The following is a 20,356-nucleotide window of genomic DNA, read 5'->3' as shown; positions in this document are numbered from 1 at the left end:
ATTCCCCTACTAAAGACTTAAGTGCTTGTTCACCGCAGCCGCTAACTCATCGGGATTAAATTTCGCGATAAAATCATTTGCACCGACTTTTTGCACCATAGCCTGATTAAACACGCCACTGAGTGAAGTGTGTAATACCACTTTGATATTCTTAAGCTTAGGGTCATCTCGGATCTCAGCCGTTAAGGTATAACCGTCCATCTCTGGCATCTCAATGTCTGAAATAATCAAAGGAATTTCCGTTGAAACATCTTCACATCCCACTGCTATGGCTCTGAGCTTTTCTAACGCCTCTTTGCCATCTTTTGCGGTATCGATTTGTAGATCCAGCGAAGTCAACGCCCTAATTATCTGTTTACGTGCCACCGAAGAATCATCAATAACCATAATATGGTAGTGCTGATTCGTATCAAGGGTTAAAGCATCATTCAGTTCTTTACTGGTTTCAGTATTAACAGGCGAGATCTCATCGAGAATTTTCTCAACGTCTAAAATTTCAACTAGTTCATTATCAATCTCTGTCACCGCAGTAAGATAAGAGTATTTCCCAGCCCCTTGAGGCGGCGGCATAATGGCTTCCCAGTTCATGTTGATGATACGCTCAACCGAACTCACCAAAAAGCCTTGTACGCTGCGATTATACTCGGAGATGATAATGAAACAGTTACTAACATCCTCTATTGGACGCCCACCTGTTGCAGCACTCAAATCAATCACCGAAATTGTCATACCACGTACATGGGCGATACCGCGTACTTTTGAGTTCAACTTAGGCAGAGTAGTTAATGGAGGACACTGCAATACCTCTTTAACTTTAAACACGTTAATTCCGAATCGTTGACGTCCATTTAGTTTAAATAACAATAACTCCAATCGATTCTGACCTACCAATTGGGTCCGTTTGTTTACTGATTCAAGAATAGTCGACATAAATTTTTTGCCTTGTACCTACATCTCATAGGCTTATATCTAATTAAAATTAAAAGAACTGCGCAAATAAATACTGAATTCAGGTCTCTACCGATCAATTCCATACATCTTTCCTTTTTAGGCATACTACTTGCTTAACTAAGGCATATCTGAGTTAAACAAAGCAATTTCAGTCAAACTAATGACGCCCACCGATGCAAAAGGATAGAGATGACTGCGGTCCAACACATCCCCAAATATACGCGCATTCTAGCGAATCAAGCTACTGCATTCATTATAAAAGCTTTTATTGGCTCGTTTTTCATCATACTTGTGATGCCAACTCTAGCACTTGCAGCTGAACCTGCCAGTATTCCTTCTATATCGACCATATCTCGATTAGCTATAGCCGCAGTAGAACAAAAAATAGAGGCTCCTGAAAAAGCTCGGATAAATATCACTCCGCAAAGTCTAGATACCCGAGTCAATTTACCTAATTGTTACCTGCCAATTAAAGCAGAGATAGCCAGTGACCGCGCTATCCGCCGTAACAATACCGTTAGAATTAGCTGTAACAGCCCTGATTTAAGCTACCCATGGCAGATTTTTCTCTCGGTTCGAGTCGATATCCTCTATCCCATCGTTGTGGCAAAGTCGACCATGGGCCCCGGAGACTTGCTCGCTCGCGGTGATATTGAGATCGAATATATCGAGCAGAGCAATCTTCGCGGTCAGCAATTTGAGGAGATATCTCAAGTTGTAGGTGCAAGACTAAAAAGACGTGTCGCACCGGGACAGCCTATTTTTGCTAATCAACTCTGTATCGTTTGCAAGGGCGACAGTGTATCGATATATGCACGTTCTGAAAATTTTGAGATTAAAACCGTCGGTGAAGCACTGCATGATGGTAACGTTGGCGATAAAATTCGGATTAAAAATAGTCATTCACATAAAAAACTCGATGCACGTGTCACTGGCGTTGGCCAAGTCGAAGTAAGAATGTAAAATGTAAGAGTGTATGAATGAAAAAATCCTAAAGTATTGAGTCATGCTGCCGATAGCATGTGTAATAAACTCTCTTTATTAACTGTTGGATCTCAAAATGGCTATTGATATTAAACAAGTAAATACCCATGCCAATACTCGTATTGGCATGGGTATGAATGCGAAAGGTGCACCGGCTCAAACCGCACCGTCGGCGCCGGCTCAAAGCGCACAGAAAACTGATTCAGTGTCGATTACGGCGCAGGCTCAGCAAATCCAAAACGTACAGACTAAGATGGCTGACATGCCTGAAATCGATCAAAAGAAAGTAGATGCAATCAAAGCGGCAATAGCTGAAGGTCGTTATAAAATCGATCCTGAAAAACTGGCAACTAACATCGCTAGCTTTGAGAATGATCTTAAAGATTTAAGTTAAGCCCTGTGTTCCAGCTTTCGTTTACAACGTCGCGGTCACTGGGCTCTACAAAATAAAAAGTAACCAACACGTTTGACTCAAAATAGACAGGCCATTATGACTAATTTATCTCAACTCATTAGCTCACAACACCAAGTGCTGACCGAGCTAAAAGAATTGATCAGCCAAGAGAAACAGGCTTTGCACGCACAGCAGGCCGATGTTTTATTGTCGTTAGCTAGCACTAAGGCAAATCTATTGGCGAGTCTTAAACAAAATGATGAGATAATTGCACAGCAGCCCGATCTAGCCTTGTTAAAGACCGACCCAGAGCTATCGCAGCAAGTAGCTAATACCAAGCAATTATTAGCCGAATGCCAACAGCTCAATGCCGAAAATGAATCCTTGATTGAATTAAGTTTAGCCAGCTTAAATCGATTCTCGCAGGCACTGCAAGTCAGCAGAAACTCCTCTAGCCTAACCTATGACGGTAAAGGCAAAACCTCAAGTATCTCCACTCTAGGTAATAATTTAAAAGCTTAAATGTTTAAAACAAGGACGCTGCGCTGCGAGGACGTGACTTTGTCTCAATTGAATGTCACTTCGAGGGCGTCGCGTTGCGACTTCTAGATCCTAGGTTAAAGATAAAGAAGGTGCTAGGAAAGCATAAATATCAAAGCAATTGCATAAATAAAACCAATGCAAGCTTTTGACTTTTCTTGTGCTTTTCCTAGGTCCTAGAAGCGAAGCGTCCTAGACTCTTCTTAGCTTATACCGTCAGCGCAGCGTTTGTCTTTTCTTGTGCTTTTCCTAGAACCTAGAAGGACGAAGTCCGCCCTAGGTCCTCGAAGTGAGCCAGCGAACGTCCTAGAATCAAAAAGTGAGCCTGCGAACGCCCTAGCTCCTAGAAGCGAAGCGCCCTTCTCAGCCTTAAAAATACGTAATCTCTTTGACTCTTTGTGAGCGATTTTGCTGCTGATACAGCGCCCACACCTGTTCGAAATCCAGCTCAAGCTCTGTCACATAGTGCTCGCCTGCGGGATAACTCTTCACGACCTTAGCACCGCGGATCACACCTGACACTGATGCCTGAATTTCATCCGCCGCCAACATCCAATCTCGAACCTGGCTAGTAGCGCTAAGTTGCTGACCATAGACCTGCTCAGCAAGTTCACGGTAAGCGGCAATCTTTGATGCCTGCATTGCCATTAATACCCGCTGGGATTGCTCTGTTGCTGGCTGAGTATCCAGTGGTGCATAACCTATGGCAGTCAATTTAGGGAAAGAGCTAGGAGCCTCGGTTTCGTATTGCACATACCTGTCTTGCGCAGAGCATGCGCTAAGTGCTAACGCAGCAAATAAGATAACGGCCTTCATCTATTTATCCCCTACTAATTGAACTGTGTGCTGACCAGCTTGTGCATCCCTATAGAGTAAGCCATTTTGTGAAACGACTTTTTCAGAATGGCTGATGTAGCCAGGCATTGCACTCGCATTAATAAAACCCTGCGCCGCCGATATCACGCGGTTATTGCTGATATTAACGATACGGCTATTTAAGGCGACACCTTGAGTCGATAAGCTCATGGTCGACACGACCACATTTTCAATTGGAACATCTACCGGCAACTGCTGCCAATCTCGAGTCAATATAAATTCCCCTGACTGAGTTACCTTAAGTGTGTCGCTCACATTGATATCAACAAGATTAAACTGATGGTCATGCAAGCTAGCAATCAGGCCTTGCTGAAACTGCAGCCCTAACGCATTGGTCGACTTCATATCTGACAGCAACACAGGCGTGGTAACTAGTAAAGGTTGGTCTGGACGTAGCCCATCGTTTTGACGCACCAACTCATTGACCATCTGCTGCGATAAGTGATTGATCGCCTCAGTATGCGGCAAGCCATGGCCGTTAGCCATCTGTAGTTCAGCCTGATTATCGGCTTCGGTGCTTGCGCAGCCTAAAGCAAATAACATAGGTAAAAAAATGATTAGTTTATACATTTTTTAATCTTCCTGATGGGCTGTCATAGCCGCGGTTAATCTCAGTCTAAATCTCAGTATCGAGCTAAATCTCAATCTCAAGCTTTATCTCGGCCCGTTTTTGACACAAGATTTATTGGCAAAGTGAGTGCTATTAACTCTTATCGGCAAATAAGCTAATAACTTTATCGCTTTTCACCTTAAGAAATCGACCGAAAACGCTAGAAAAGGCACATAAATTGCTTAACACTAAGCTAAGCATGTAAGTTCGTCAGTTATCCGACATATGCATTCTTCGGTTATCAATTTCTAAAACTGGAAAGGTAAGATGAAATCAGCGCAATATTTTACAACCGCACTCCTATGCTTAGCGTCATCTGGACTAACTTTACCTGTGCAAGCAAAATGGATCAGCGCCAGCGGTCAAGCCACAATCACAGATAACAATGTTAACCAGGCTAGAGAAAATGCTATTCATCAAGCGGTTAGCTATGCAACATTGCAATCTGGTGCACGTTTCAGCAGCCAACAGACAGTCAGAAATGGCCAACTGGTTAACGACTCTTTTATCCTAGAGCAGCAAGCACAAAGCCAGAATGTTGAACTGGTGAGTGAGCTTATTGAAGACGGTCAAATCACGGTTAACGTACGCATCGATATGATGGAACCGCTCAACGACACATGCCAAGCTACTCAACTCAAAGCGGCAATCCTCATCCCCCAGGCACTGATTAAAGATAGAACCCAGCTTAGATACGGCAACATTGGCCTTTTCGAACAAAACTTATCTGAGCGACTCGCTAGCACCCTAGAGCAGAACGCCAGTAACAGCTTTCCACAGACTCACGCCAATGAACGCTTAGACATAGATCAGGCCTTAGTGGATGTGCGAGGCTATCGCTTACCCAGTTGGCTAAGTGAAATCACCGATAGTCAGTATATTTTACTCCCAGAGATCATCGATATCTCAACCGAGCCATTCACGACGACCTTGGGGCTTTGGGACAATGACCCTATGCGCAACTTCCATATTCGCGTCTCTTTGTTCCACGGCATAAGCGGCGAAAAGATTTGGAGCCAGCAATATAGCCAATCTGCAGAGTGGGAGTTTAAGCGCCAGCAAACGGTAAATTCAAACAGTGAAAACTTCTGGAGCAGTGAGTACGGACAGGCAATCGATCAAGTACTCGCCAAGGTGAGTCACGATATCGACAGCAGTCTAAATTGTCGCCCCTTGCTGGGTCAGGTTGTCTCAAGACAAGCCAATAGAATCATCCTTAATCTGGGCAGGCGTCATGGCATTCGGGTTGGTGATACCTTGCAGTTAGTATTACAGCAAAATATGCCTGACAGGCTGGATAACATGCGCGCAGTGGTAGGTAAAAGCAAAGCAAGCATTACCATAGATCAAGTCACTGAAGAGAGCGCAACCGCGGTATTAGATGGCATAGCCGCATCGCTAAACATCCAAATCAATGACCTAGCCATAAAGTTATAACTAAAGTATTGAGTAAAGTTGCAGGCTCGCATGACAAGCAAGAGTTACAAGCTAAAGCTAATTCATGACGATTAGCCTGCAAAACACCAGATTGCGAACATTTAATAAGCAACTAAATTTAAAGACTTTTCATCAGCTCTTTTCATCTAGAGTAAAACCAGTATAATCAGTCACGTCTCCCTATAGCTCAACAGGATAGAGCAGTCGCCTCCTAAGCGATCGATCGGGGTTCGAGTCCCTGTGGGGAGACCATATACATGCCTTTGTATATGCAATTCAATAAGTTTTAATCCGTTACTCTACGTTGTAGCCAAACTGCTTACGATATAAAACCGTTAAATCAGCTAAACCTGCGCCAGTTTTAGAGTTACCAGAGCCTGAACTCTCAATACCTTCCCTTAATACCAATCAGTATAAAGATTTGGTCGCTCAGCGAGAGTTTAGCGGTTCTGAGATAAGGCAGCGAGTGAAGAGCATAGTTATTCTACGTTCAAGCTCGGTAACACAGTATCAGAACCGCTAAAACTCGCCATTCTGGAGCGTTTTTGGCTACCTACTTCTGCGTTGAACAACTTCACAAGGGAGCAACCATTCTTTCAGTTATTCGCCTTGAATTAGTTTGCCAAAAAACGTTCTGAGTAGATCAACTTCTTATACTGATTGGTATAATACTTCCTTTATCCTAGGATTGAAATCGTAGCAAGCATCAGGTTTATGCAAGAAGACCACGAGAAGCGCAATCCCCCTTTAAAGATTATTAGCAAGATGTATCAGATATGCTTAACTTAAATAGATAATTAACCCACACATTAAAAATTGATTAGGGAAGCTCAATGATAGATGAGTTCTATAACATTATTGGAAATGTGGGAACAGCACTACAGCACTTAATTTTCCCAATGTTATTTTTTTTCCTATTCGCCTACCTTCTTAAAAGAAAACAAGCAGTAACAGCATTTCGAACCTGTTTACCCAATAGTATTTTCAATATTAGTATCATGTGTTTTAACTTGATTTTTATCTCATTAATTTCGAGTCACCTTAAGTGGCTATATTCGATAGATATTGGGGAGAATTTATCTCAGATTTGGGCATCACTTCCCGAGTGGCTAGTGATTCTATCGGCTACTTTTTGTGGTGACTTTATCGGCTATTGGCGGCACAGATTTGAGCATTCTCGAATACTCTGGCCTTCCCATGCAATGCATCATTCTGATACTCAAATGAGTTGGCTGACTCTACAAAGGTTTCACCCATTTAATCGCATGTCTACACTGATTATTGATACGGGTTTATTAATGTGTCTAGGTTTTCCACCCTATGCACTCGTCGCCAATAATCTTATTCGTCACTATTATGGCTACTTTATCCATGCAGATCTGCCGTGGAATTATGGTGCGTGGAATAAAGTCTTTGTATCACCAGTGATGCATCAATGGCATCACGCTGCAGAACCTGCCGCCTACAATACTAATTTCGCAACTATATTCTCAATCTTTGACCGTGCTTTCGGTACATACAGAGTGCCCGGCCTTTGCCATATTCCTCTTGGCGTACCTTACAATGTTGGAGGGAATATTTTAGGTCAATTACTTTACCCCTTTAAACTGAGTTCTTATTTGAAAAAATCTAAAGCGCCACAAGCAAAATCAATCGATACTTAATGCAACTTGTAGCTTTCTATTTTTTACACAGTCCGTTACTTACACAGTCCGTTACTTACACAGGCATTCATACGCGCTGCCATTCTAGCGCCCACATCAGCAACCTCTTAGCCTTTCTGCCATTTATCTACCACTAGCGCGGCGATGATATCGCCCTCAACATTCACTGCGGTGCGGAAGGTATCAAGTGGCCTCTCGATTATCAGCAAGATTGCGATAGCTTCTAGGGGGATCCCTGCAGCTAACAGCACTAATTGCATGCCCGACATAGATCCTGATGGCATGCCCGGTGCGCCGATTGAAGACACCATGGCCATGATAAAAATCATCACCATGCCTGTTGTAGTCAGATCCACGCCAAACAGTTGAGCCAAAAATATAGCGGCGACCCCTTCAAATAGTGCAGTACCATCCATATTCATCACCGAACCTAGCGGTAAAACCATGCTGCTGGTCGCGGGGGAAACCCCAAGCTCCTCGGCGCTTCGCATCGATAAGGGTAGAGTCGCGGCGCTCGATGAGGTAGCAAAGGCCATCGCTAACGGCGCGCTAATACCTTTAAATAAGGTGGTTATTTTAATCCCAGTAAACAACTTAGCCAGACCTGGCAGTACCACCAGCCCATGGATCACTGTTAACACAAAGACCAATAGTGCAAATAGGGCTAATTGACTAAATAGCGCCTCAGCTCCCGTGAGGGAAAACTCGAATACGATGGCAAAGATAGCCAAGGGGGAGAGGCGAATAATGCCGCCAATCATGGCGTTAATGCCCTTGTTAAGACCAGCGATCACCTCAAACAGCAGGTGCTTTTCAGGTAACGCGGTTAACAGTGCGATTCCAAACATAATTGAAAACACCACCACAGCGAGCAGGTTGCCATTAACAATAGCGGCAACCGGGTTTACTAGCGCCATATTCAATAGCTTAGTGGCGATAGCGCCGCCCGATGCTGCCTGCTCACCAATAAGCGTAGCCCCTTCGGCTAAAGGAACGGCTTGAGTTAATGGTTGCCAAACTGGCAAGAGTAAAGATGCTCCCAAACCAAGAGATACCGCTATCGTGGTAGTGAAGGTGTAAAAGCCAAGCGTACGCATACCCAATGTTTTTAATTTGGTTATCGCGCCTATGTTGCTGATCCCCTCGATAAGCGACAGCATCACCATTATGCCGACGACCATCTTGAGTAAACCGATATAGACGGTTTTGCCTAGCATTAGAAATTGATACCAAGCTTGCTGATCAACGTCGGCTATCACGTTAGGCTGAGCAAGAGAGGTTAGCGAGGTTGCAAATAGCCAAGCTGCGCCCGCAGCTATGATGAGCTGCAGTGGCAAAGAACTGCGAATTTTATTCCACATAGGGCATTCCAAATTGACTTAATGGGTTAGCGAGCTATGAACTAATGCTCTATAGCGACGAATAGGTAGTCAATCGCGGTTCAAGCGATTGCGCACCTAATGAGTGTGCCTAGTGAGTGAGTCGGGGGCGGGATTATAGGGAAGAACTAAAAAATGATAATCATCTAATTTAGTAATTAACTATTACCTGCTGGTAATAATTAATTTTTGTGCGATAGAACTTACACAGAGGTAGATTAACCCCTTGCTAGCATCAGTATCATTGTTCATTCACTGGCGTGTTTGATTCAATGATACTGATCTGTCATCTAAGCTCTCAACTTCTTATGCTGATAGGTATCAAACATAGAGATTAGATTTTGACACAGGCAAATATGGCATTGCCTGAGACACCATCCCAAGGCATTAACCTGTCATAGTCATGCTCAAGAATATGCACATCGAAGTAAGGTTGCAGTAACGATTGTAATTCAGCGAAGCCGACCGCAACCATAGGGTGCTCATCTTGCCAAGACTGAGTGATGCCCGCTGTCGTTTTTTCAATGCTGAGTTTCAGTGCCTGCTTCTCACCATCTCCCGAGTAATACCAACCCGAGCTAAACACAAACTGACTGTCTTCGTGAACTGCGCTATGACTCACCACTGAACTGTTGTCAATTCTGCTCTTCTTGACGGAGTTAAAGCAAAACATGCCGCCAGGGCTCAGCGCTGCATGTACGCTGCTGATACACTCTTTGAGCTTTTCTATTCCATCACTGTAGTGAATTGAATAGAGAAAACAAGTGATCAGATCCAATGGCTCATCGACCGTGAAGTTCGCCATATCGTGGCAGACAAACTCTGCATCAGGGCAGCGTAGCTTAGCAATATCTAGCATAGGCTGGTTGATATCGAGACCGCTACTTTGATAGCCATTTTCAATGAAGTATCGAACATGCGGACCGGTACCACAGGCCAAGTCTAGGTGACGTACGCCTCTGTTTCCGAAAAGCTGATGCAGACGGCGAATACAGTCACTCTGGGCTTGATAGTTAATGTCGGCACACATTAAATCGTAATAACCAGACAGGTCAGTGTATAAGGCATTGGTTTGCGTTGTAAGCAAGGGGGTTTACCGTGAATTTTTTGGGTGGCGCATACTATACTAATTGCTCAAATTTGCGAAGCAGATAAATCCACCTTTTGACGATTGGATTCATAAAACATTGTTACTAAAACGATTGCACCTTGTTTGCTAGATAATTAGACCAGGGTAAATTCCAATAAGACACACCAAGGCAAGCATATTGAGTGCACTTTCAACTCACTCCCCCTAGTTTTATTTCCCAAAAACAAAGCGGATCCGTATAATACCGCTCTAGTTTAATTCGCTGTAAACAACTCAAACACTCTGGAGAGCATCGCTTGGCACATACGTATATTCCATTTGAACAGTACAAACGTAAATGGATTTTTAATCATAAAGATCTTCCGGTTAGCGATGAAGATAAAGCGTTGATCTCACCACTCGATCAAAAGTCGTCGATGGAAGTATGGAATAAATGGATTAGCAACAAGAGTAGCCGCACCGAACAGTTCACTAAAGGTGACTGGGCAGCCAAAGACAGTGCTTGGGTATTAACCGAACATTGGCAGAGTGCTTGGGACAGTGAAGAAGCCGCGCTACCTGAAGGCTTTAGCAAGCACTTTGATTGGGCAGATGACGCACCCGTTTACTTTTGCTATGAAAAATACCAAGTGATCGAAACACGCTGGGATGTTTTTGTACGTAACTGGAAGTGCTTCCTGTTCTTCGATGATGGTCCATTGCTTATCTCTCCAAAACAAAAACAAGCTGCAATATTCCACCAAAGCGGCCAATTCCAGTTAGGCTCTCGCGGTTAATTACTGCGTTTACTATTATTTTGAGGTTTTAATGAAGTCCCTCTCTACCCTACTATTAGCAACCAGTGTGCTAGCAACAAGCGTGTTAGTTTCGTCGTCACTACAGGCCAAAGAAGTCTCGGGCGTACAACTAGATGATTCAGTGCAACTCGACGGCCAAACACTTATCCTTAATGGTGCAGGTGTGCGCAGTAAGTTTTTTATCGATTTGTACGTTGGTAGCTTATATGTACCTACTGCTCTAGATTCAGCCCAAGCGGTAATTGATGCGCCAAGCGCCGCCGTCCGTCTTAATATCACTTCAGGCATGATCACTGCCGATAAGATGAAAGATGCGATAACACAAGGTTTTGATGATGCAACCGATGGCAATACAACGCCGATTGCCGCAAAAATTGAGCAGTTTATGGGGCTATTTAGCGCTGAGATTGTTGAGGGTGACCAGTTTACCCTACTTGCAGATAAAGCGACCGGCGTAACGGCTTATAAGAATGGTCAGGCACAAGCGACAATCGCTGGCGAAGACTTCCGCCAAGCACTGCTTAAGATCTGGTTAGGTGAGCAGCCTGCCCAAGACAGCTTAAAAGAAGCCATGTTAGGCGAGTAAGCTTAGCCAAAAAGATGATCAAAAAAAGGAGCTATTCGCTCCTTTTTTTATGATTCTAATCACTAACAGACTTTATAGGCCCTTAAAAACATCTCTACAGTTTCATTGATATAGCGCTCTCTTCCATCGAGTAGCTCGCTCACATCTAGTCCGAGATCCAATCTCATTCGCACTTCTCCAAATATCATCAGACAGAGCCTTACCGCGCAGTCATGGGGCTGAGTAAACTGATAATTACCGAGCAAAGACACCCTTGTTAGATAATCCCGCAACAAGCCTAAAATATGCTGAGGTCCGGCGCTATAGAACAGCTCAGAGATCTCTGGATGAGTGTCTGCTTGTGAAACACAGGCTTTAAATACGGTAACCGCTTCGGGACTGGTGATCACCTCGCCAAAGTGCTTAGCGAATAACATCAGGCTCTGTTCTGGCGCCTTGGGATCGGCAAACACCTCTTGGTTGACGCCATGGACCAAACACTTAGATTCAATCGATGCCACAAACAGATCGTCTTTACAGCCAAAGTGAGAATAAACCGTCTGCTTTGATACACCGGCTAATTTAGCCACTTCATCCATGCTGGTATTGGGAAAGCCATGCTCACAAAAAAGCTCCTTCGCAGCCTGTAAGATCTGCCCTCTCTTCTGCTCGCTTCGACTCAATACTGGTGAATTAATCAAGGGCTGCACTCCTGCGTTTAGCCATAATCTGCTATCTATTTCTATTTAAGCACAAAATAGATTACTCAGTCTATTTCATCAAACTAGACTGGACAGTCTAGTTTTGTCGCACTAGACTAGACAGTCCAGCTTAACAAATTATTTACCCTGCAGTCACTTTTGCATAAACAACATAGGCTGAACCGAATGAATATCAAGCGCGTTATCACTCGTCAAAAGCTGCTCATAAGCTTGGTAGCAGTTACTTTTTTGCCTGGATGCCAAGAGTCGCCAGACGAGCAAACTTCAGCGCCAAGTTACCAATCTGTTAATGCAGAGTCACTTAGCCTTAAACAAGGGTACCAGTTCAGCCAAGTGTTCTCTGGCAGTGTTCGAGCCGGTAATACCACTGGAATTGGCTTTGAGTTAGCGGGGAAGATTAAAGCCCTCGGCGTCGATAGTGGTGACAAGGTTAAACAAGGCCAGCTACTGGCAAAACTTGATACCCGACTATTGATGGCCGAAAAAAATGAGCTAACAGCCAGCCTAGCGCAAAATAAGGCCGACTTGGATTTAGCCAAAGCAACATTAGATCGCAGCTTAGGCCTACAGAAACAAGGTTATGTATCAGAGCAACAACTCGATGAACTCAAAGGTCAGTTGAGCAGCTTGCAAGCCGCTAAGACTCGACTCAATGCCTCATTACTTGCCAATCAGTTAAAAATCGAGAAATCGGATCTACTGGCTCCATTCGATGGCGTTATCAGCAAGCGCAGCCATAACTTAGGAGAAGTGATCAATGTTGGCAGCCCCGTTTATACCTTAATTGAGCACAACAATGTACAAGCCTATATTGGCGTACCCGTTGAAATCGCGGCGCAGTTAAAAACCGGGCAAACCGTTGCTGTAACGGTAAGGCAGCGAGATTACCAGGCTAGCATTGCCGGTATTGGCGCCGAGCTCGATCCAGTAACACGAACCGTCGAGTTGAGATTAACCCTGCCAACCAATGCCAAGCTGATAAACGGTGAGCTTAGCTACCTTAATTACAATAAAGTGATAGATACCCAAGGCTACTGGGTGCCGCTTTCGGCGCTAACCGATGGCGTACGTGGGCTGTGGAATATTTACATCATTAGCCCATCGGATGAGCAACTCTTTAGTATCGAGCGCCGCGATGTTGAGATTGTCTATGCCGCCAAAGATAAAGCCTTTATCAAGGGAGCTATTAGTCCTGATGAGCAGTATGTTTCACAGGGATTACATAAACTCGTTGCAGGCCAGCTTGTGACTCGACAAGCAAAATTAGCGACGAGGTAGAGCAGATGGTAAAATCATTAGTTGAGAACGGCCGCCTGATAAGCCTCGTCATTGCGCTGTTGATTGTTGCCGGGTTTGGCGCCATATCTAGCCTACCCCGCATGGAAGATCCTGAGATCACCAACCGTTTTGCATCGGTGATTACCCATTACCCCGGCGCCTCTGCCGAACGTGTCGAAGCCTTGGTTACTGAGGTGCTAGAAAGCGAACTCAGGCGATTAGAAGAGCTCAAGTTAGTGCAATCCACCTCTCGGCCGGGGATCTCTGTTATCCAGTTAGAGCTCAAAGATGATGTAATTGAAACAGCGCCGGTATGGTCACGGGCGCGTGACTTAATTGCCGATGCCAAAGGCTTGTTGCCACAATCGGCGCAAAACACCACATTAGATGACCAACTCGGCTATGCCAATACCGCGATATTGGGCGTTGTTTGGCGCGGCAGCGGCGTGGTGCGTACCGATATGTTGAATCGATATGCTAAGGAGCTACAGAGTCGGCTTCGTCTGCTCAGTGGCACCGATTTTGTCAATCTCTATGGCCAGCCGGCCGAAGAGATCTTGGTTCAGCTCGATGGAAACAAGGTCAATCAACTGCAGTTATCGGCTAAAACCATCGCGCAAATATTGCAAAATGCTGACGCTAAGGTGTCTGCCGGTGAGATCAATAATCAGCAGTTTCGCGCCTTAGTCGAAGTCTCTGGCGAACTCGACTCTCTCGCCCGTATTAGCCAGGTTCCACTTAAAGTCACTGCTAGCGGCCAAATAATCCGCCTCGCCGATATAGCGACTATCAGCCGTCAACCAAAAGAGCCAGCCAATAGCATTGCACTCATCGACCAAGAGCAAGGGGTAATGGTTGCGGCAAGAATGCTGAGCAATACCCGCGTCGATCTCTGGCTTGAAAAAGTCAGAACTGCCGTTGAAGAGCTACAAACCAGTATTCCGGCAAACATCGAGATCCAGTGGCTGTTCGATCAGGAGGGATACACCACCGAACGCCTAAGCGATCTCGTGGGTAGTCTACTGCTCGGCTTCTTAATTATCTTAGCCGTACTGATGCTGACACTGGGATTAAGAAACGCGCTCATCGTCGCGCTATCTCTACCGCTCACAGCGCTATTTACCTTAGCCTGTATGAAATATATCGGCTTGCCTATCCATCAAATGTCGGTCACAGGACTTGTGGTCGCACTGGGAATTATGGTCGATAACGCCATTGTCATCGTCGATGCGATTTCTCAGCGCCGCCAAAAAGGCACGGATAGACTCACAGCGGTAAAAGAAACCTTACAGCACCTTTGGTTACCTTTAGCCGGCTCGACGATTACCACCATGCTCGCCTTTGCGCCAATCGTGTTGATGCCAGGCGCTGCCGGTGAGTTTGTCGGCGGGATAGCCATCTCGGTGATGTTTGCCCTACTCGGCTCGTTTATTATCTCGCATACCATTATTGCCGGACTCGCGGGTCGCTTCGGTGTCGACGGTAAGAGCCAGCATTGGTATCAGCATGGCATCAATTTGCCATGGCTCAGCGACGCCTTTAGGCAAACGCTGACATTGGCGTTAGCACGGCCGTTACTTGCGGCCATCGTCATTGGCGTTCTGCCTGTTATGGGCTTTATTGCCGCTGGCAAGATGACCGAGCAATTCTTTCCGCCATCAGATAGAGACATGTTTCAGATTGAGGTCTACTTAGCGCCTCACGCTAGCATCGCCAATACCCGAGAGCAAGTTAGCCAGATTGATGCCGACCTACGCGCAACCGCTGGCATAACCCGCATTGATTGGGTCGTGGGCGGCAATGCGCCCTCTTTTTATTACAACCTACTCCAGCGTCAGCAAGGCGCGAGCCATTACGCTCAGGCCATGGTCAAAGTCAGCGATTTTGATACGGCTAACAAGTTAATCCCTCAGTTACAAAAGACATTAGACATACGCTACCCACAGGCGCAAATTATTGTGCGTAAACTTGAGCAGGGCCCGCCCTTTAATGCTCCTGTTGAGGTACGCATTTTTGGCCCCAATCTCGATCAACTCAAACTGCTAGGCGAGCAAGTACGCAAGTTGCTGTCAGAGACTGCAGATGTGATCCACACTCGCGCCACCTTAAGTGCTGGCGCTCCTAAGGTTTGGCTACAGATTGATGAGGATGCAAGCCTGATGAGCGGCCTGTCTTTGACCGATATTGCCAAACAAGTGGAGATGGCCACCACAGGCATTAACGGCGGCAGTATCTTAGAGCAAACTGAGTCCTTGCCCGTAAGAGTCAGACTCAATGACAGCACCCGAGAAGAACAGACCAAACTGGCCGAAATCACCTTAGTTTCTAGCCAAGGTAAAGGCATTCCACTGTCAGCAATCTCAAGCAGCGAAATAGAGGTCAGTCGCGGCGCTATTCCTAGGCGTGATGGCCAGCGAGTCAATACCATTGAGGCCTATATCACCTCAGGCGTATTGCCACAAACCGTGGTGGATAGCGTGAGTGCAAAATTGTCAGACATTGCCCTACCCAGCGGTTATCGCTTAGAGCTAGGTGGTGAGAGCGCTAAACGCAACGAGGCCGTCGGCAATCTCATGTCGAACCTGGTACTGGTGGTCACTTTACTGCTGGCCACGGTCGTGTTGTCGTTTAATTCGTTTAGGCTTACCGCAATTATCTTATTCAGTGCCATGCAATCTGCGGGCTTAGGTTTACTGGCGGTATACAGCTTTGGATATCCGTTTGGTTTCACCGTGATAATTGGCTTGTTGGGTCTTATGGGGCTAGCGATTAATGCGGCGATTGTGATTTTAGCCGAGCTTGAAGAGGTGCCTAAGGCGCGAGCCGGAGACAAACAGACGATAGTTGACTTGGTTACCAGCTGTGGTCGTCATATCGGCTCCACAACCATTACCACGATAGGCGGGTTTTTGCCGCTGATTATTGCAGGTGGCGGTTTCTGGCCACCCTTTGCTATTGCCATTGCCGGCGGCACTTTACTTACCACATTACTGTCTCTTATCTGGGTACCGACTATGTACCATCTGCTGATGAGACCCAAACGTCTTAATCAACAGAGCCAGAATAAACAGCAACTTAGGCAACAACACCTTAGTCAACAGGGCCTTAACCAGCCTGTTTAGAGTGAGCCACTAGCAAGCGGTAAAGCTCGTCTTTAAGCACAGCACGCTCGGCTTTTAATTCGATGAAGTGCTCATCACTGGTGGGCACTTCATTTTTTTCTAGTCCACGAATTTGATGATCGAGTTGATGATAGCGTTTCGCCAACTCGCAAAACTTATAATTGCTGGTTTTGAGTTCGATAATAGCGGACAAGTATTCTGGAAACTCATGGGTAAGTAGGTGATTTTCGCCCAACATATGCTTCTCCTATTCATTCAAGCCAGCCATATTGAATCGTGTTTAACCAAGTCTAGAAGACGTTTCAATCTAAGCCTCGAAGACATTTCAATCTATGGCTAGCAATGGTGATACCTATTATCGCTATTCGGTTTACCCTTAGCTACTAATATTGGTTATTTTGCGTTCACAGCCGCTATTTTCTGTTTTTTCTTTCTAACAAACTTAAGCTCACATATTAGACATTCATCAACCAATTTCTGATTAATATCAATTACATTATAAGCACCACTAGCAAGTTTGAATTAATAATGAATTATAAAAATTGGCCAATAGCCAAACAAATAGGCTTACTCGCTTTACTACTAACCGTAGTCGTTTTTGGTTTTCTCGGTTGCGTCTCCTACTTAACCGCCTCCGATGTACTAAGAGATAAAGGGATCAGCGCTATGAAAGCGCAAACGGAAGGCACTGCAGACTTGATTGAGCTGCAATATGAAAGCCTACTTTCACTCGCCAAACGTAATGCCGATGTATTTCGCTCTATGTACCCAGGTGACTTCTATAAACCGAATAAAACCGTCAGAGTGATGGGAGTAGAGACTCCAGCACTGAGGCATAAAAAAGAGCAGATCAACGCATCAAAAAGTAAGGTCGATCGTTACTCCAACCTTACTGGCGGCAACGCGACCGTATTTGTCCGAGACGGTGATAACTTTATCCGCATCTCCACCTCGCTTAAGAAATCAGACGGCAAACGTGCTCTTGGCACTAACTTAGATAAAGATCACCCAGCCTACAGCGCCGCCTTGAAAGGTCAGAGCTACGAAGGTTACGCCCAGCTATTTGGCAAAGATTACATGACCATTTACCGCCCGATTAAAAACAGTGGCGGCGAAACGATCGGCATCTTGTATATCGGGTTCGATATCAGTAGCTCGTTAATTCAATTACGCGAGGCTATTAATAAACTACAACTGGAAGAATCTGGCAGTTACCTGCTGGTTCATAAGTCAGATTTAACGGTTATTTCTCACCCTCAGCATCAACCCGGTGAAAAGGTCTCAACTGAACTGCTCGGCGGCCTCAGTATAGAACAAGCGCTAACTCACCAAGGCTCATGGGAATACACCAACAACCATGGCGCTAAGGCATACGCCTACACCATTAATATTCCGGGTTGGGATTGGTCGCTAATCGGTCAAGTCGATGCCGCAGAGCTTAATGAAGAGAGCGTCAGCCTACTTAATATCAACATGGCCGTCTCTGTGATTGGCATGATAGTGATAACGTTACTGCTATCGCAAGTATTGATAAGAGCACTTAAACCTCTAGGCTGCTTGCAAGGTCAATTAGAGAAGTTAGGAGCTGGCGATCTTTCTCAAACCTTTACCGCAATCAATACCAATAGCAAAAACGAGGTCGATCTGATCACCAATAGCACCTCTAAGATGGCAACCAACTTAAGAGAGCTGATCCTAGCACTACAGCAATCTGTTACCGCGCTGCAGGCTCACTCTAACCATACCCAAGAAACTGCCCGTCTTAATGGTGAAGAGGCGCAGTCGCTAATGGCACAAACAGATCAGATAGCCACTGCCATCGAGGAGATGTCAGCTTCGGTACGTGACGTAGCAAACCATGCCAGTGAAGGCGCGACAATGAGCCAACGGGTGGACGATGCGGCTAAAGGAGGCCAGACAAACTTAAACGATCTGGTTAATGGCCTACAAAGCTTGAGTAACCAGTTAACCGACAGCCACAATAGTGTAGAGATCGTCAATAAAGAGAGCCAAGCAATTAGTAAGATAACCGAGGTGATTAACAGCATTGCCGAGCAAACCAATCTTCTTGCGCTAAATGCGGCAATTGAAGCCGCTAGAGCAGGCGAGCAAGGCCGTGGCTTTGCCGTAGTCGCCGATGAGGTGCGCACTCTCGCCCAACGCACGCAAACCTCTATCGCCGAGATCTCTCAAACCATCACTCAGCTGCAATCCCAAGTAAAGTTCACTACTGAGCAGATGAATCAAAGTAATGAACTGGGGGATGTATCTGCGGCGCAAGGCAACGAAGCGATTGCTCAGCTGCTAGAGATCAACACCAGTATCGCAGAGCTCGCAGCAACCTCAACCAGTATCGCCAGTGCCACTGAGCAGCAAAGCGCCGTCGCGGAAGAGATCACCCGTAATCTGCATCAAATCACCGAGCTTGCAAGAGACGGTGAGCAACGTGCTGGAGAGAGTGTCGATTCGGCAGAAAGCCTAGCGACAATAGCTAACGAGATTAATGCTAAGATCAGCGTGTTTAAGGCGTAATCCTTCGCCTAAACCACCCTATCTATAGATAAGTCCATAAAGGCAACAGTGAGATGACTGTTGCCTTTTATATTTACAATAAGACCCGAAAATTTAACTATGCCAATGATTTTAAGACAATTTATAGTTATCACAGCTAGTTTTATTAGCTGACCTCGAATTATAATCGCGCCGATTTCGTATTTTAAAAATACCAACCTCAACCCCATTACGAGTACAAATATGTTACGCAACTTATTCTTAGTGACCTTCATCATTATCATGACAGGCTGTGCCAGTCCGCAGACCAATACCGTGCAAGGGAAAAAATTATTGATTGTCGCCGGAAACGGACTCAACACCACCTATGAAGATAGCCCTGCCGCGAATGGTTTTCTTTTTGAAGTAGGTGAAACTTTTGCCACCGACCTTGGCAATAAACTGGAGGAGTTTGGATTTGAATCTTATCTGTTTGTCAGTAAGGATGCGGCGACCTATAAACAGCAATATCAACGCGCAGTAAACCGTTTAATGACTGACGAAACCATAGATGGTGTCGCCGAAATCAAGGTGCTGCATACCAAAGATGCAAAGGTCAATGAAATCGCAATTTATGCGACTTACTTTACTACAGACCTAATGACTAAAGGCTGCGATCTACGTACTTCAAAAAACTGTTACAGCGTTAAAACACTCGACAAAATCGGTGACAGAAAACATTTAGTCGTGGATCAAGCAACACAAAGCTTTAACGACACCCCAGTGTCTGAAATGGTCACCGACACAGCGCTATTTATCTACCGCTCTGAGCTGTAACCTAACTGCAATTCTAGCCACATAGCTAAAAGTGCTTGTCTTGCGCTAGGCTTCTAAAGAGGCCTAGCCAAAGCGCTCATCAGCTACAGTATTTCAAACTCTTACCGTGTCTTACCGTCTAGTGCTATCATTAAAAAATTGATGGGCTAAACCCCAACCTACAACAAACAGAAACGGCTTCCACCTAGAACCTCAAACCTCCTTTTGAACTGTTCCGTAAGGCCGCTCGGTTTTCCTATCTTTGTTTTTCCTGCTTCTAACCGTCTCAGCTTTTTTCTAGAAGCAAAGCGCTCTCGAAGTGGCGAAGCCACGCCCTAGTCCCTCCTTCTTTTCCGTGAATGAGCCTGCGAACGTTCCGTAAGGCCGCAGGCCGTTCGGCTTTTACCTTCTTTGATCTTCGCTTTTCCTAGCTCCTAGGACCTAGGACCTGCGTTTACCTTCTTCAAAAACAAAAAGCCCCGCATTTGCGGGGCTCTTACTTAACCATTTAGCGGATTAAAGATTAATCTTCAGTCTCTGCATCACGGTCCATGTTCTCAGTCGTCTCAAGCCATAGGGCGTTGATAATACCAAAAGAACAGGCTAACAATACGCCTAAAATCCAAGCGAAATACCACATA

Annotated in this window: 19 protein-coding genes and 1 tRNA gene; 12 read left to right on the top strand and 8 right to left on the bottom strand. The window is 45.4% G+C overall.

Translation table 11 applies throughout. From position 1 onward, the window contains the following. Positions 1–9: 9 nt before the first annotated feature. Positions 10–930 (bottom strand): chemotaxis protein CheV, encoded by a 921-nt coding sequence (locus SPEA_RS07010; RefSeq protein ID WP_012154591.1) that lies wholly within the window; start codon positions 928–930, stop codon positions 10–12. A 210-nt stretch (positions 931–1,140) separates the two neighbouring features. Here SPEA_RS07010 and flgA point away from each other — a divergent pair, with 210 nt between their 5' ends. The 3 genes from flgA to SPEA_RS06995 all read left to right on the top strand — a co-directional run bounded on the left by flgA (position 1,141) and on the right by SPEA_RS06995 (position 2,851). After that, positions 1,141–1,914, top strand: a complete 774-nt coding sequence (flgA, locus tag SPEA_RS07005) for a flagellar basal body P-ring formation chaperone FlgA (protein WP_012154590.1) — start codon at positions 1,141–1,143, stop codon at positions 1,912–1,914. Positions 1,915–2,011: 97 nt separating this feature from the next. Then, positions 2,012–2,329 (top strand): flagellar biosynthesis anti-sigma factor FlgM, encoded by a 318-nt coding sequence (flgM, locus tag SPEA_RS07000; protein WP_012154589.1) that lies wholly within the window; start codon positions 2,012–2,014, stop codon positions 2,327–2,329. Positions 2,330–2,425: 96 nt separating this feature from the next. After that, a complete protein-coding gene (locus tag SPEA_RS06995) occupies positions 2,426–2,851 on the top strand; it encodes a flagella synthesis protein FlgN (protein WP_012154588.1) in 426 nt (141 codons plus the stop codon). Positions 2,852–3,238: 387 nt separating this feature from the next. Here the strand turns inward: SPEA_RS06995 and SPEA_RS06990 are convergent, their stop codons facing one another. Further along, positions 3,239–3,685, bottom strand: a complete 447-nt coding sequence (locus SPEA_RS06990; RefSeq protein ID WP_012154587.1) for an LPP20 family lipoprotein — start codon at positions 3,683–3,685, stop codon at positions 3,239–3,241. Beyond that, a complete protein-coding gene (locus tag SPEA_RS06985) occupies positions 3,686–4,315 on the bottom strand; it encodes a FlgO family outer membrane protein (protein WP_012154586.1) in 630 nt (209 codons plus the stop codon). A 307-nt stretch (positions 4,316–4,622) separates the two neighbouring features. Here SPEA_RS06985 and SPEA_RS06980 point away from each other — a divergent pair, with 307 nt between their 5' ends. The 3 genes from SPEA_RS06980 (at position 4,623) to SPEA_RS06970 (ending at position 7,456) form a co-directional block, all read left to right on the top strand. Next, on the top strand, positions 4,623–5,792 hold the full coding sequence (locus tag SPEA_RS06980) for a flagellar assembly protein FlgT (protein WP_012154585.1): 1,170 nt from the start codon (positions 4,623–4,625) through the stop codon (positions 5,790–5,792). A gap of 176 nt (positions 5,793–5,968) precedes the next feature. Then, a tRNA-Arg gene (locus SPEA_RS06975) sits at positions 5,969–6,044 on the top strand. Positions 6,045–6,625: 581 nt separating this feature from the next. Then, a complete protein-coding gene (locus SPEA_RS06970; RefSeq protein WP_012154584.1) occupies positions 6,626–7,456 on the top strand; it encodes a sterol desaturase family protein in 831 nt (276 codons plus the stop codon). A gap of 107 nt (positions 7,457–7,563) precedes the next feature. Here SPEA_RS06970 and SPEA_RS06965 read toward each other — a convergent pair whose 3' ends face one another. Together SPEA_RS06965 and SPEA_RS06960 are read right to left on the bottom strand one after the other, a co-directional pair. Beyond that, a complete protein-coding gene (locus SPEA_RS06965) occupies positions 7,564–8,817 on the bottom strand; it encodes a dicarboxylate/amino acid:cation symporter (protein WP_012154583.1) in 1,254 nt (417 codons plus the stop codon). A 352-nt stretch (positions 8,818–9,169) separates the two neighbouring features. Continuing rightward, positions 9,170–9,922 carry a class I SAM-dependent DNA methyltransferase gene (locus tag SPEA_RS06960; protein WP_012154582.1) on the bottom strand — a complete coding sequence of 251 codons (753 nt, stop codon included), beginning with the start codon at positions 9,920–9,922 and terminating at the stop codon, positions 9,170–9,172. A gap of 299 nt (positions 9,923–10,221) precedes the next feature. On the opposite strand from SPEA_RS06960, the gene SPEA_RS06955 reads away from it, so the two are divergent. Further along, entirely contained in the window at positions 10,222–10,701 is a 480-nt protein-coding gene (locus SPEA_RS06955) for a DUF2947 domain-containing protein (protein ID WP_012154581.1), read from the top strand. A 31-nt stretch (positions 10,702–10,732) separates the two neighbouring features. Then, positions 10,733–11,308 carry a chalcone isomerase family protein gene (locus tag SPEA_RS06950; protein ID WP_012154580.1) on the top strand — a complete coding sequence of 192 codons (576 nt, stop codon included), beginning with the start codon at positions 10,733–10,735 and terminating at the stop codon, positions 11,306–11,308. Positions 11,309–11,370: 62 nt separating this feature from the next. Here the strand turns inward: SPEA_RS06950 and SPEA_RS06945 are convergent, their stop codons facing one another. Beyond that, positions 11,371–11,988 carry a TetR/AcrR family transcriptional regulator gene (locus tag SPEA_RS06945; RefSeq protein ID WP_012154579.1) on the bottom strand — a complete coding sequence of 206 codons (618 nt, stop codon included), beginning with the start codon at positions 11,986–11,988 and terminating at the stop codon, positions 11,371–11,373. A gap of 186 nt (positions 11,989–12,174) precedes the next feature. Between SPEA_RS06945 and SPEA_RS06940 the strand changes: the two genes are divergently transcribed. Together SPEA_RS06940 and SPEA_RS06935 are read left to right on the top strand one after the other, a co-directional pair. Continuing rightward, complete coding sequence (locus tag SPEA_RS06940) at positions 12,175–13,287, top strand: efflux RND transporter periplasmic adaptor subunit (RefSeq protein ID WP_012154578.1); 1,113 nt, start codon at positions 12,175–12,177, stop codon at positions 13,285–13,287. A gap of 5 nt (positions 13,288–13,292) precedes the next feature. Further along, positions 13,293–16,409, top strand: coding sequence for an efflux RND transporter permease subunit (locus SPEA_RS06935; protein WP_012154577.1), 3,117 nt, complete (start codon positions 13,293–13,295; stop codon positions 16,407–16,409). Here SPEA_RS06935 and SPEA_RS06930 read toward each other — a convergent pair. After that, complete coding sequence (locus SPEA_RS06930) at positions 16,393–16,647, bottom strand: HP1242/YdcH family protein (protein WP_012154576.1); 255 nt, start codon at positions 16,645–16,647, stop codon at positions 16,393–16,395. The two genes, SPEA_RS06935 and SPEA_RS06930, sit on opposite strands and share 17 nt — an antisense overlap. A 290-nt stretch (positions 16,648–16,937) precedes the next feature. Here SPEA_RS06930 and SPEA_RS06925 point away from each other — a divergent pair, with 290 nt between their 5' ends. Next, positions 16,938–18,941, top strand: coding sequence for a methyl-accepting chemotaxis protein (locus tag SPEA_RS06925; protein WP_012154575.1), 2,004 nt, complete (start codon positions 16,938–16,940; stop codon positions 18,939–18,941). 222 nt (positions 18,942–19,163) lie between these two features. Then, the gene (locus SPEA_RS06915) at positions 19,164–19,736 is read left to right on the top strand and encodes a hypothetical protein (protein ID WP_012154574.1); all 573 of its coding nucleotides are present in this window, start codon (positions 19,164–19,166) and stop codon (positions 19,734–19,736) included. A 502-nt stretch (positions 19,737–20,238) separates the two neighbouring features. Here the strand turns inward: SPEA_RS06915 and cydX are convergent. Beyond that, the gene (gene cydX, locus SPEA_RS22680; RefSeq protein ID WP_012154573.1) at positions 20,239–20,355 is read right to left on the bottom strand and encodes a cytochrome bd-I oxidase subunit CydX; all 117 of its coding nucleotides are present in this window, start codon (positions 20,353–20,355) and stop codon (positions 20,239–20,241) included. Position 20,356 lies beyond the last annotated feature (1 nt).

It is taken from the genome of Shewanella pealeana ATCC 700345, assembly GCF_000018285.1.
Lineage (GTDB): Bacteria > Pseudomonadota > Gammaproteobacteria > Enterobacterales > Shewanellaceae > Shewanella > Shewanella pealeana.
This window is presented reverse-complemented; position numbering and strand designations above follow the sequence as displayed.